Source organism: Klebsiella sp. K-3, from assembly GCF_051207495.1.
In the GTDB taxonomy this organism is placed as follows: Bacteria; Pseudomonadota; Gammaproteobacteria; order Enterobacterales; family Enterobacteriaceae; genus Klebsiella; species Klebsiella aerogenes.
This window is the reverse complement of record NZ_JBPNXF010000011.1, coordinates 69,374-81,744: the sequence shown is the minus strand read 5'-3', so window position 1 is coordinate 81,744 and position 12,371 is coordinate 69,374. Positions and strand designations below refer to the sequence as shown.

The following is a 12,371-nucleotide window of genomic DNA, read 5'->3' as shown; positions in this document are numbered from 1 at the left end:
CTTAGTTAATCAACGACCCGCCAGGCGAACTGGCGCTGGCGGTTTGCGCAGCCGTGCCGCGCGGCGCTGATTGCAGCGGGTGCTGCATATAATAGTTACGCAGCCCTTTATAAATCGCCTCTGCAATCTGCTGTTGGTAATCATCGCTACCCAGCAGGCGCTCTTCGCCGTTATTACTGATAAAGCCAGTTTCTACGAGGATCGACGGAATATCCGGCGAGCGCAGAACGCCAAGGCTGGCATGCTCCGGGCGGCGTTTATGCAGATTACCAACCCGCTGGAGCTGGCTGAGTACATCGGTCGCCACATCATAACCGACGCGCTGGGAATGGCCGAACTGTAAATCCAGCACCGCCTGGCTCAGATAAGGATCCGACTGGCTATTCGCCAGCACATCGCCCGCACCGCCCAGAAGTTCGGATTGTTTCTCATGCTGTTCAAGCCAGCCGGCCATTTCGCTGTTAGCGCGGCGGTTAGAAAGCACCCACACCGATGCGCCAGTCGCATCGCGATTCGGGGCCGCATCGGCATGGATAGAGACCAGGAAATTGGCGTTTTGTTTGCGCGCCACGTCCGAACGCCCCATGACCGAGATGAAGTAGTCGCCGTTGCGGGTCAGCACCGGTTTAAACTGCGGATCGTTGTTGAGCAACGCCCGTAGCTTATGGGCGATAGCAATCGTGACGTTTTTCTCTTTGGTGCCGCCCGGCCCAATAGCACCAGGATCCTGGCCGCCGTGACCGGCATCAATAGCGATAATTATTTTTTCGTCAGATGAGACGGTACGCGCCGCCGGTCGGCTGATGGTCTGGTTGTTAGTCATCGCCGGCTGACTGCTGGTGACCACCGTGGTTCTGTCGCTACCAGAGTTTTTAAACGGATTGCGCGGCGGCTCGCTCGGACGCGGGGCCACTACCGGCGCTTCGACCCGTTTCGCTACCACTGGCGGCGGCGGAGGGGGCGGCGGCACATCGGCGTTAATGGTAAAGACGACGGTATAGTTGGCGCCGTTTTGCTGCTTCGCCGCCCGCGTTTTACCATCTTCCGTCAGATCGACCAACAGACGCAGAGATTGCGTATCCTGAGGCGAGCCAGAGCGAATGCTTTTGACCAGATTATTACCGCTAAACTGCAGCGGCAGCCCCTGAAGCACGCCGGTTTGTTTGATATCCAACGCCACCACGCGCTTACCTTGCGGGGTGAAGGAATATTCGGGATCGCCGACAAAACTTAGCGTGATGCGGGCCTGCCGATCGCCGTTTGAGACCTGGATATCGGATAAACTTGCCGCGGACGCCTGAGTGCCGAACAGCATCAGAGCGGCGGCCAGCCAACTGGTTATACGATACTTCATCCCGTCATCCTTTAGGCTAAATGGCTAAACGCGCCAATAAAGACTCACCCAATGAAGAGACCGCCGTTACGCGCGCCTCACGCCCTTGCGCCTGGTAATCCAGGTGAATTTCGACATCCGGGTCAGGCAGTACACCCGCGCCTTGTTGCGGCCATTCCACCAGGCAGATGGCATCGTTAGCGAAGTAATCGCGGATCCCCATAAATTCGAGCTCCTCAGGATCCGCCAGGCGGTACAGGTCGAAGTGATACACCATCAGATCTTCGAGGGTGTAAGGCTCCACCAGCGTATACGTTGGGCTTTTGACATTGCCGCGGTGGCCAAGGGCCTGTAGAAAACCGCGGCTGAAGGTGGTTTTACCCGCGCCTAAATCGCCATACAGATAGATAACCGTCGCGCCGGTACAGGCCTGCGCTACGCGGTTGCCAAGGTCTAATGTCGCCTGCTCGTCGGGTAAAGGAATCACACGGTTAATCATGGTCTAGGTCAATCACATCCGGGTTAACAACACGCCTTAGCGTGCAAAAAAGATCGGTCGCCAGCATCCCTCGGGCGCCATCTCTGGCGGCCAGTCGGTCTGCGGCTTCGCCGTGCGCCACGCAGCCTGCGCAAGCGGCATCATATGGGGTCAGCCCCTGTCCCAACAGCGCGGCGATAATGCCGGTGAGCACATCGCCCATCCCGCCGCTGGCCATTCCGGGATTACCGGCATCAATGATACCGATTTCACCCGCGTTATTCGCCACTACGGTTCCTGCGCCTTTTAGCACCACCACGCCGCCATACCGTTTTACCAGACGTTGTACAGAATGTAAGCGATCGCTTTCAACTTCTGCCACGCTGATATTCAATAAACGGGCGGCTTCGCCAGGATGCGGGGTTAACACGCGATTGTGACGTTTATCGGGATTGATTGCCAGCAGGTTCAACGCGTCGGCATCCCAGACCATTGGTTTGCGAAAATTCTCTACCTGCCGCAGCGCCGCTTTCCCCCATTCGCTTTGCCCAAGACCGGGGCCAATCGCCACGACATCCGCCCACTCCAGGCTCTCGGTAAGGGTGTCGCCGTTCAGCTCATGAACCATCAATTCCGGCCTGGCAGTCACGATCCCCGCGATATTTTCCGCCCTGGTCAGCACGCGTACTAAACCCGCGCCGGCACGCAGCGCGGCCTCACCCGCCATACGAATGGCGCCAGCGGTGCCGCGATCGCCGCCGATAATCACCAGCCGACCATGCGAGCCTTTATGCGACGTCGGGCGACGCGGCGGCAGCCATCCTGCCAGCTGCGCTGCGGAAAAACGACGAATAGCGGTGTTTTGCCCGGAAAGCCAGCGCTCCAGGCCGAGTGCATGATGATGTAAGCGCCCGACGACGTCGCGGGCATTGCCGGTCAGCAGTCCGGGTTTTAGCGCGATAAACGTCAGGGTATGGGCGGCGTGAATCGCCGCGCCAGGCGTCGCGCCGGTTTGCGCGTTCAGCCCGGAGGGGATATCAAGCGCAATAACCGGCGCGGGATAGGCGTTCGCCAGTTCAATCAGCCCGGCGACGTTAGCGCGCGGCGCGCTATGCAGGCCGGTGCCGAGCAGCCCGTCAATAATCAATGAGATATCATCCGGCCAGGCGCTATCGGCGGCGTGGATGACGCCGCCGGCATTGAGCCACTCTTCCCGCGCGGCCTGCGCCTCTTCCGGCAGCGGCTTATCGCTTTCCAACGCCAGTAGCGTTACCGCGATGCCCTGCGCCTGCGCCAGCCGCGCGACGACATAGCCGTCGCCGCCGTTATTGCCGTGGCCGCAAAGAATCAACCAGTGCTGGCTGGCGGGATAAAGGCTTCGGGCCAGTTGAAACGCCGCCTCGCCGGCACGCCGCATCAATTCAAAAAGCGTCAGCCCGAGACTATCCGCCGCCTCTCTTTCCGCCTGGCGCAGCGTCTCCGCTGGCCATACGATGTGTGGTATACTGTCAGGGTTTTTCGTCATTGTATGGTCCATCATGTCACAGCCCCTCGATCTCAATCAGTTAGCGCAGCAAATCAAACAATGGGGCACCGAGCTTGGCTTCCAGCAGGTCGGTATTACCGATACCGATCTCAGCGCCAGCGAACCTAAACTACAGGCATGGCTGGATAAACAATACCATGGCGAAATGGAATGGATGGCTCGCCACGGCATGATGCGCGCCCGACCGCATGAACTGCTGCCCGGTACGCTACGGGTGATTAGCGTGCGCATGAACTATCTGCCCGCCAATGCTGCTTTCGCCAGCACTCTGAAAGATCCCACGCTGGGTTACGTCAGCCGTTATGCCCTGGGGCGTGATTATCATAAGCTGCTACGTAACCGCCTGAAAAAACTCGGCGAGATGATTCAGGAACAGTGTGCTTCGCTCAATTTTAGACCGTTTGTCGATTCCGCGCCTATCCTGGAGCGGCCAATCGCTGAAAAAGCGGGCCTTGGCTGGACAGGTAAGCACTCACTTATCTTAAGCCGCGACGCCGGATCGTTTTTCTTCCTGGGCGAGTTGCTTATCGATCTGCCACTGCCGATAGACCAGCCGGTTGCCGAAGAGTGCGGGCGCTGTGTCGCCTGTATGACTATCTGCCCCACCGGCGCCATCGTCGAGCCCTATACCGTTGACGCACGGCGCTGCATCTCCTATCTGACCATCGAGCTGGAAGGCGCTATCCCGGAAGAATTTCGTCCGCTTATCGGCAACCGTATTTACGGCTGCGATGATTGCCAGTTGATTTGTCCGTGGAACCGTTTTTCGCAGCTTACCGATGAAGAGGACTTCAGCCCGCGTAAAGCGCTACATGCGCCGCAGCTGATTGAGCTGTTCGCCTGGAGCGAAGCCTGGTTCCTGAAAGTCACCGAGGGGTCGGCGATACGCCGTATCGGCCACTTACGCTGGCTACGCAATATCGCCGTCGCGCTCGGTAATGCTCCCTGGAATGAAGCCAATCTGGCAGCGCTGGAAAGTCGCCGAGGTGAGCACCCACTTCTCGATGAACACATCGAATGGGCGGTTGCGCAGCAGATAGAAAAGCGAAATGCCAACGTTGTCGAAGTGCAGTTGCCGCAGAAACTACGCCTGGTCCGGGTGGTCGAGAAAGGATTGCCGCGCGACGCCTGATTCATTCACAGGCTGTGAATAAAAACAAAAAAACATTGCGTTTCAACGGGCAGACGTACGTCAAGTGATCAAATTAACAGTTTGAAATGAAATTTAAATGTTAAATTTCAATCAGATACAATAATACTATTTACAAAGTGAAGCATTTGTCGCGCAGTCAGCCAAACGACAGCCTGTGGATAACTCTGTTTACAGTATTTTTGGATAGGTAATGAAAATCATCCCCGGCGCGATTTCGCACTGTGGATAAATTGGATAAAGGAAGAAATTTGGAGCGGGAAACGAGACTCGAACTCGCGACCCCGACCTTGGCAAGGTCGTGCTCTACCAACTGAGCTATTCCCGCTTACATCGGTTTTCAATTTACCTGCTGGTAACCTGAAAACTATGCTTTGGTATGGTGTGTCTTTCAAATTTTGGAGCGGGAAACGAGACTCGAACTCGCGACCCCGACCTTGGCAAGGTCGTGCTCTACCAACTGAGCTATTCCCGCTTACATTGGCTTTCAATCTACCTGTCGGTAACCTGAAAACTATGTTTTGGTATGGTGCTGCTTTCAAATTTTGGAGCGGGAAACGAGACTCGAACTCGCGACCCCGACCTTGGCAAGGTCGTGCTCTACCAACTGAGCTATTCCCGCGTTACTGCTTTTTTGCCATATTTCGATGGCGTCGTAATTTGCATTTCTGCGTCGTTACGGGAGGCGCATTATACGAGAATTCGATTCACCTGCAACCCCCTGGCGAGCACTTTTTTTCGTTTTTTGTTTGAATGGACATTTTCTCGCCACACAGCCCACTGAATTGTATAAATAACCGCCATAATTAGCAAAATATCTTTTTCCCCCCGCGCGAATGGCGCAAAATCGCCCGCATGACACCGCGGTGGCTATCCGCGAAAAGGTCCACCATGACGACTATCAGGGATTCAGAATGAAAAAAGCGCTTTCCGTCCTGCTGCTGACCACATCAATCATCGGAACAGCTTCTGCCGAGACGCTCCATTTTGGCACCACAACCGCCAATCCGCCGTTTGAGACCGTCAAAGGCAAAGGCCAACCTACGGGTTTTGACATTGATTTGGCCAATGCGCTGTGTAAACAGATGCAGGCGGAATGTAAATTCACGCCGCAGCGCTTTGATACGCTCATCCCGGCGCTACGCTTTAAAAAGTTCGACGCTATTATCGCCGGCGTTGAAGTATTGCCGATGCGTGAAAAGCAGGTCGCCTTCACTCAGCCTTATCGCCAGGAGCTCTCCGGGGTGGTAGTCACGGCAAAAGACGCCGCCCACGGGTTTGCCGACCTGCAGGGTAAAAAGCTCGCCGTGGTCAAAGGCAGCGTTCATCAGCGTTATCTACGCGATAAACAAAAAGGCATTCAAACCGTCGCCTTTGGCAGCGATAGCGAGGCGCTGACGGCGTTGAAAAGCGGCGAAGTCGACGGCGCGATCGGCGATTTAGCGACGATGGTCCAGTGGCTGGCGGATAATCCTGATTACGCAGAGATGAAAGAGCGCGCCACCGACCCGGCCTATTACGGCAAACAATATGCCATCGCGGTACGCAAAGACGACCCGGAGTTGCTTAAGCAGATTAATGACGCGCTGGAGGTCGTGAAGGCGTCGCCGGAGTTCCAGCAGATGGAACAAAAGTGGTTTAATTAACGCAGTAAAACGACGAGGCCATGGTGGCCTCGTTTATGCTTCAGAGCTTAATAAAATGCTCGCGATAATAGGCTAACTCGGCGACGGATTCGCGGATATCGTCCATCGCCTGGTGAGTGCCCTGCTTTTTAAAGCCATCAAGGATTTCCGGCTTCCAGCGGCGCGCCAGCTCTTTTAGGGTGCTGACGTCGAGATAGCGATAATGGAAGTAAGCTTCCAGTTCCGGCATATATTTGAACAGGAAGCGGCGGTCCTGACCGATGCTGTTGCCACAAATTGGCGATTTCCCCGCCGGCACCCACTGCTTGAGAAACTCAATAGTGGCCAGTTCCGCTTCGCGGTCGCCCACGGTACTGGCCTTCACGCGATCGACCAGCCCGCTGCCGGTATGAGTGCGCACGTTCCATTCGTCCATTAGCGCCAGCTGAGCATCAGACTGGTGCACGGCAATGGTCGGGCCTTCTGCCAGAATATTAAGATTCGCGTCGGTGACCAGGGTGGCGATTTCGATAATGCGATCGCGCTCGGGATCCAGCCCCGTCATCTCAAGATCGATCCAAATCAGGTTGTTTTCATCTGCACTCATGCTATTTTCCACCCTTCTTGCGTGACTATATTCATCTAAAATAGCGTGTATCATAGAGGTTTTGCCCCATCAGGGCGACCAGGAGCCAGTTCGATTGAGTAAAAATAAGCTCTCCAAAGGCCAGCAGCGCCGCGTTAAGGCCAACCACCAGCGCCGCCTGAAAACGACTTCGGAGAAGGCCGACTACGATGACAACCTGTTTGGCGAGCCTTCTGAAGGTATCGTCATCAGCCGTTTTGGTATGCATGCCGATGTCGAATCCGCGGATGGCACGACCCACCGCTGCAACATTCGCCGGACCATTCGTTCTCTGGTAACCGGCGACCGCGTAGTCTGGCGGCCAGGCAAAGACGCCGCCGACGGGGTCAACGTCAAAGGCATCGTCGAAGCGGTACATGAACGCGTCTCGGTGCTGACGCGCCCGGACTTTTACGACGGCGTGAAGCCTATCGCGGCAAATATCGACCAAATCGTGGTGGTTTCGGCCATTTTACCCGAACTGTCGCTCAATATTATCGACCGCTATCTGGTGGCCTGCGAAGCGCAGAATATCGAACCGCTGCTGGTACTGAATAAGATAGACCTGCTGGACGAGGAGGGTATGGCCTTCGTCAATGAGCAGATGGATATCTATCGCCAGATCGGTTATCCGGTTTTGATGGTGTCCAGCCATACTCAGGACGGCCTGAAGCCGCTTGAAGAGGCCCTGACCGGGCGTATCAGTATCTTTGCCGGCCAGTCCGGGGTGGGTAAATCCAGCTTGCTGAACACGCTGCTGGGACTGCGGGATGAGCAAATCCTGACGAACGACGTCTCTGATGTTTCAGGGCTCGGCCAGCACACCACCACCGCCGCACGTCTTTATCACTTCCCGCACGGCGGCGATGTGATTGACTCCCCAGGCGTGCGCGAGTTCGGCCTGTGGCATCTTGACGCGGAACAAATCACCAACGGCTTTGTCGAATTCCATGATTATTTAGGCCATTGCAAGTATCGCGACTGCAAGCACGACACCGATCCGGGCTGCGCCATTCGCGAAGCGGTAGAAAAAGGCGCTATCGCCGAAAGCCGTTTCGCCAACTATCACCGCATCCTGGAAAGTATGGAACAGGTGCAGGTAAAAACGCGTAAAAGCTTTTCATCAACCGACGACTGACATTTAAGCTGTCGTCGCTATACGTAATCGCTTTGCCGGCAAGACGGCGCGGATACAATTCGCTGAAGTTTACGTATAGAATCGTCCCCCTTTTCAGTACCCCGCGCCAAAGCGGGGTCAGGAACGACAATTAACGGCCTGGAGGCTACCTTGTTAAACTCGTTTAAACTCTCACTGCAATACATTCTGCCTAAACTGTGGCTCACCCGCCTCGCAGGCTGGGGGGCAAGTAAACGAGCAGGCTGGCTGACTAAACTGGTTATCGATCTGTTCGTCAAATACTACAAAGTCGATATGAAAGAGGCGCAGAAGCCGGATACTGCCGCTTACCGCACCTTCAACGACTTCTTCGTCCGCCCGCTGCGTGACGATGTTCGCCCGCTGAACACCGATCCCAACGTGCTGGTAATGCCGGCTGACGGCGTTATCAGCCAGCTTGGCGCTATCGAAGATGACAAAATTCTGCAGGCCAAAGGCCACAATTACACCCTGGAGGCCCTGCTGGCGGGTAACTACCAGATGGCCGACCTGTTCCGTAACGGTAGCTTCGCCACCACTTATCTGTCGCCGCGCGACTATCACCGCGTGCATATGCCGTGCAACGGCATCCTGCGCGAGATGATCTATGTCCCAGGCGATCTGTTCTCGGTCAACCACCTGACGGCGCAAAACGTACCGAACCTGTTTGCCCGCAACGAGCGCGTTATCTGCCTGTTCGATACTGAATTCGGTCCGATGGCGCAGATTCTGGTCGGCGCAACGATTGTTGGCAGCATCGAGACTGTCTGGTCCGGCACCGTGACGCCGCCGCGGGAAGGCATTATCAAGCGCTGGACCTGGCCTGCAGGCGAAAGCGAAGGCTCCGTTGCGCTGCTGAAGGGCCAGGAGATGGGCCGCTTTAAGCTGGGCTCAACGGTGATTAACCTGTTTGCGCCAGGCCAGGTGAAGCTGGTTGAACAACTGCAAAGCCTGTCAGTCACCAAAATCGGCGAACCGCTGGCGACGGCCGTAGAAGCTGATATCTCCGTGGAACCTGCGCCGTTGCCGGAAGAAGAGATCCGCGCCGAACACCGCGCCAGCCCGCAGGTTGACGATAAACAAGACGAAGGTTAATTCCGGACGACAAAGGGTTACGCCGTGCGCCTGATATACACTTTTCTGTTGGCCTTGAGCCTCAGCTTCGGGGCGTACGCAGCGACGGCCCCGGACGTCAAACAAATTACCCAGGAACTGGAACAGGCGAAGGCGGCGAAACCCGCCCAGCCTGAAACCGTCGAAGTCCTGCAAGCCGCGCTGAATGCGCTGGAGGAGCGCAACGCCTCCGTTGAGCGCGCTCGCCAATACCAGGACGTTATCGATAATTTCCCCAAACTGTTTCAAACGCTCCGCGCTCAGTTAGCGAATGTCAACGAAACGCCGCACCAGGTACCTACCGCCCTCACCGCCGACGCGCTAAATCAGGAGATCCTGCAGGTCAGCAGCCAGCTTCTGGAAGCCAGCCGCCAGGCGCAGCAGGAGCAGGATCGGGCGCGGGAAATCGCCGACTCCCTTAATCAATTACCGCAGCAGCAAACCGACGCCCGCCGCAAGCTTAATGAGATTGAACGTCGCGTCGGCGCGCAGCCCGGCAATACGCCGCTGGCGCAGGCGCAAAATCTCGGTCTGCAGGCGGAATCCGCGCGTCTGAAAGCGCTGGTCGACGAGCTGGATCTGGCCCAACTCTCCGCTAACAACCGCCAGGAACTGTCGCGCATCCGCTCTGAGCTGGCGCAGAAACAGAGCGAACAGCTCGATGCCTACCTGCAGGCGCTGCGTAATCAGCAGAACAGCCAGCGCCAACGCGAAGCGGAAAAGGCGCTGGAGAGCACCGAGCTGCTGGCGGAAAACAGCGAAAACCTGCCGCCGGGGATCACCGACCAGTTCAAAATTAACCGCGAACTATCGCAGGCGCTTAATCAGCAGGTTCAGCGCCTGGATCTGGTGGCCTCGCAGCAGCGGCAAGCAACCAATCAAACGCTCCAGGTGCGCCAGGCGCTGAACACCCTGCGCGAACAGTCGCAGTGGCTGGGATCATCGAATCTACTCGGCGAAGCGCTACGCGCCCAGGTCGCCCGTCTGCCGGAGCGCCCGCGCCCACAGCAGTTAGATACTGAAACGGCCCAGCTGCGCGTACAGCGCTTGCATTACGAAGACCTGCTCAGCAAGCAGGCGCAGCTACGGCTGATTCGCCAGGCCGACGGCGAGCCGCTCACCGCGGAACAAAACCGCATCCTGCAGGCGCAGCTGCGTACCCAGAGCGAGCTGCTTAACTCGCTTCTACGCGGCGGCGATACCCTGCTGCTCGAACTGACGAAACTGAAAGTCGCCAACGGCCAGTTAGAAGACGCGCTGAAAGAGATTAACGAAGCAACCCACCGCTATCTGTTCTGGACCTCGGACGTCAGTCCGATTGGCTTCTCCTGGCCGCTGGAAGTGGTGCAGGATCTGCGTCGTCTGATCTCGCTTGATACCATCAACCAGCTCGGTAAGGCCAGCGTCATGATGCTGACCAGCAAAGAGACGCTGTTCCCGCTTTTTGGCGCGCTGGTGCTGGTGGGCTTCAGTATCTATTCGCGACGCCACTTTACCCGCTTCCTTGAGCGCTCCAGCGCGCGGATTGGCAAGGTGACGCAGGATCACTTCTGGCTGACGCTGCGTACCGTGTTCTGGTCAATTCTGGTGGCATCTCCGCTGCCGGTATTGTGGATGACGCTCGGCTATGGATTGCAGGCGGCCTGGCCCTTCCCGCTGGCGGTCGCCATTGGCGACGGCGTGACCGCCACCGTGCCGCTGCTGTGGGTGGTGATGATTTGCGCCACCTTCGCCCGGCCGAATGGATTGTTCATCGCCCACTTCGGCTGGCCGCGTAACCGCGTCGCCAAAGCCATGCGCTACTACCTGATGAGCATCGGGTTGATCGTACCGCTGATTATGGCGCTGATCATGTTCGATAATCTCAACGACCGTGAATTCTCGGCCTCTCTGGGCCGCCTGTGCTTCATGCTGATATGCGGCGCGCTGGCGCTGGTTACCTTGAGCCTGAAGCATGCCGGGATACCGCTGTATCTTGATAAAGCAGGCGACGGCGAGAACATGGTGAACCGTCTGCTGTGGAACCTGCTGCTCGGCGCGCCGCTGATCGCGATGCTGGCAGCGGCAGTGGGCTATCTTGCCACCTCGCAGGCGCTACTGGCGCGACTGGAAACCTCGGTCGCCATCTGGTTCCTGCTGTTGGTGGTTTACCATATTATTCGCCGTTGGATGTTGATTCAGCGTCGGCGTCTGGCCTTCGATCGCGCCAAACACCGCCGTGCGGAAATCCTCGCCCAGCGCGCCCGCGGCGAAGAAGATACCGCCCACTCCACCAGCACCGAAGGTTCGGTCGAAGCGGAAGTCAGCGAAGTCGACCTCGACGCCATCAGTACCCAGTCCCTGCGCCTGGTCCGCTCGCTGCTGATGCTAATCGCCCTGCTGTCGGTGATTATTCTGTGGTCGGAAATTCACTCGGCATTCGGCTTCCTCGAAAATATCTCGCTATGGGATGTGACCTCCACGGTACAGGGCGTCGAAAGTCTTGAACCCATTACTCTTGGCGCCGTCCTGATCGCCATTCTGGTGCTGATTATCACCACCCAACTGGTGCGCAATCTCCCGGCGCTGCTGGAGCTGGCGATTCTGCAACATCTGGATTTGACGCCGGGTACCGGCTACGCCATCACCACCATCACCAAATATCTGTTGATGCTAATTGGCGGGCTGGTCGGCTTCTCGATGATTGGTATTGAGTGGTCGAAACTGCAGTGGCTGGTGGCGGCGCTCAGCGTCGGTCTTGGTTTTGGTCTACAGGAAATTTTCGCCAACTTTATCTCCGGCCTGATCATCCTGTTTGAAAAACCGATCCGTATCGGCGATACGGTCACTATCCGCAGCCTGACCGGTAGCGTGACGAAAATTAATACCCGCGCCACCACCATCAGCGACTGGGACCGTAAAGAAATCATCGTGCCGAACAAAGCGTTCATCACCGAACAGTTCATCAACTGGTCGCTGTCGGATTCGGTCACTCGCGTGGTGTTGACTATCCCGGCGCCCGCGGAGGCCAATACGGAAGAGGTCACGCAGATTCTGTTGACCGCCGCTCATCGCTGCTCGCTGGTGATTGATACCCCGGCGCCGGAAGCATTTCTCGTTGACCTGCAGCAGGGGATACAGATTTTCGAGCTGCGTATTTACGCCGCCGAGATGGGTCACCGTATGCCGCTGCGTCATGAGCTGCATCAGCTGATTCTGGCGGGTTACCGCGCGCACGGCATCGACATGCCGTTCCCACCGTTCCAGATGCGCCTGGAAAGCCTGGATGGTCTGCGCAGCAGCCAGCCGCTGAACTCAGCGGGTAAAAGCAGCCGTACGCCAGGAAGTTTGTAAGCACTAACTAGC

General features: G+C 57.1%; 9 protein-coding genes and 3 tRNA genes. 5 read left to right on the top strand and 7 right to left on the bottom strand.

The genetic code is table 11. From position 1 onward, the window contains the following. Position 1 precedes the first annotated feature (1 nt). From amiB to nnr, 3 genes are read right to left on the bottom strand one after another with little or no spacing between them, the layout of a single operon-like run. A complete protein-coding gene (gene amiB / locus ACSEMK_RS18780) occupies positions 2–1,354 on the bottom strand; it encodes an N-acetylmuramoyl-L-alanine amidase AmiB (protein ID WP_113374744.1) in 1,353 nt (450 codons plus the stop codon). Between the two features lie 16 nt (positions 1,355–1,370). Beyond that, positions 1,371–1,832: a tRNA (adenosine(37)-N6)-threonylcarbamoyltransferase complex ATPase subunit type 1 TsaE gene (tsaE, locus tag ACSEMK_RS18775; RefSeq protein ID WP_316425300.1), complete on the bottom strand. Its 462-nt coding sequence runs from the start codon at positions 1,830–1,832 to the stop codon at positions 1,371–1,373. After that, positions 1,825–3,336, bottom strand: a complete 1,512-nt coding sequence (gene nnr / locus ACSEMK_RS18770; protein ID WP_183269110.1) for a bifunctional ADP-dependent NAD(P)H-hydrate dehydratase/NAD(P)H-hydrate epimerase — start codon at positions 3,334–3,336, stop codon at positions 1,825–1,827. The genes tsaE and nnr overlap by 8 nt, the downstream gene beginning before the upstream one ends. A gap of 13 nt (positions 3,337–3,349) precedes the next feature. Here nnr and queG point away from each other — a divergent pair, with 13 nt between their 5' ends. Beyond that, entirely contained in the window at positions 3,350–4,489 is a 1,140-nt protein-coding gene (queG, locus tag ACSEMK_RS18765; protein ID WP_087858283.1) for a tRNA epoxyqueuosine(34) reductase QueG, read from the top strand. Positions 4,490–4,759: 270 nt separating this feature from the next. On the opposite strand, the gene ACSEMK_RS18760 is transcribed toward queG, so the two are convergent. The 3 genes from ACSEMK_RS18760 to ACSEMK_RS18750 all read right to left on the bottom strand — a co-directional run bounded on the left by ACSEMK_RS18760 (position 4,760) and on the right by ACSEMK_RS18750 (position 5,129). Further along, positions 4,760–4,835: transfer RNA gene (locus ACSEMK_RS18760), tRNA-Gly, on the bottom strand. A 71-nt stretch (positions 4,836–4,906) separates the two neighbouring features. Next, positions 4,907–4,982, bottom strand: a tRNA-Gly gene (locus tag ACSEMK_RS18755). A gap of 71 nt (positions 4,983–5,053) precedes the next feature. Continuing rightward, a tRNA-Gly gene (locus ACSEMK_RS18750) sits at positions 5,054–5,129 on the bottom strand. 292 nt (positions 5,130–5,421) lie between these two features. On the opposite strand from ACSEMK_RS18750, the gene ACSEMK_RS18745 reads away from it, so the two are divergent. After that, positions 5,422–6,153 carry an arginine ABC transporter substrate-binding protein gene (locus ACSEMK_RS18745; RefSeq protein ID WP_430915360.1) on the top strand — a complete coding sequence of 244 codons (732 nt, stop codon included), beginning with the start codon at positions 5,422–5,424 and terminating at the stop codon, positions 6,151–6,153. A gap of 40 nt (positions 6,154–6,193) precedes the next feature. Here ACSEMK_RS18745 and orn read toward each other — a convergent pair whose 3' ends face one another. Next, a complete protein-coding gene (gene orn / locus ACSEMK_RS18740) occupies positions 6,194–6,739 on the bottom strand; it encodes an oligoribonuclease (RefSeq protein ID WP_015704162.1) in 546 nt (181 codons plus the stop codon). 94 nt (positions 6,740–6,833) lie between these two features. Here orn and rsgA point away from each other — a divergent pair, with 94 nt between their 5' ends. The 3 genes from rsgA to mscM all read left to right on the top strand — a co-directional run bounded on the left by rsgA (position 6,834) and on the right by mscM (position 12,359). After that, positions 6,834–7,895, top strand: coding sequence for a small ribosomal subunit biogenesis GTPase RsgA (gene rsgA, locus ACSEMK_RS18735; RefSeq protein WP_087859205.1), 1,062 nt, complete (start codon positions 6,834–6,836; stop codon positions 7,893–7,895). 150 nt (positions 7,896–8,045) lie between these two features. Next, positions 8,046–9,008, top strand: coding sequence for an archaetidylserine decarboxylase (gene asd / locus ACSEMK_RS18730; protein WP_430915345.1), 963 nt, complete (start codon positions 8,046–8,048; stop codon positions 9,006–9,008). A gap of 24 nt (positions 9,009–9,032) precedes the next feature. Beyond that, positions 9,033–12,359 (top strand): miniconductance mechanosensitive channel MscM, encoded by a 3,327-nt coding sequence (mscM, locus tag ACSEMK_RS18725; RefSeq protein ID WP_430915346.1) that lies wholly within the window; start codon positions 9,033–9,035, stop codon positions 12,357–12,359. The last annotated feature ends 12 nt before the right edge of the window (positions 12,360–12,371 follow it).

Coding starts and splice junctions, on each gene's coding strand:
- amiB (WP_113374744.1), bottom strand. CDS start 1,354: ATGAAGTATCGTATAACCAGTTGGCTGGCCGCCGCTCTGATGCTGTTC.
- tsaE (WP_316425300.1), bottom strand. CDS start 1,832: ATGATTAACCGTGTGATTCCTTTACCCGACGAGCAGGCGACATTAGAC.
- nnr (WP_183269110.1), bottom strand. CDS start 3,336: ATGACGAAAAACCCTGACAGTATACCACACATCGTATGGCCAGCGGAG.
- queG (WP_087858283.1), top strand. CDS start 3,350: ATGTCACAGCCCCTCGATCTCAATCAGTTAGCGCAGCAAATCAAACAA.
- ACSEMK_RS18745 (WP_430915360.1), top strand. CDS start 5,422: ATGAAAAAAGCGCTTTCCGTCCTGCTGCTGACCACATCAATCATCGGA.
- orn (WP_015704162.1), bottom strand. CDS start 6,739: ATGAGTGCAGATGAAAACAACCTGATTTGGATCGATCTTGAGATGACG.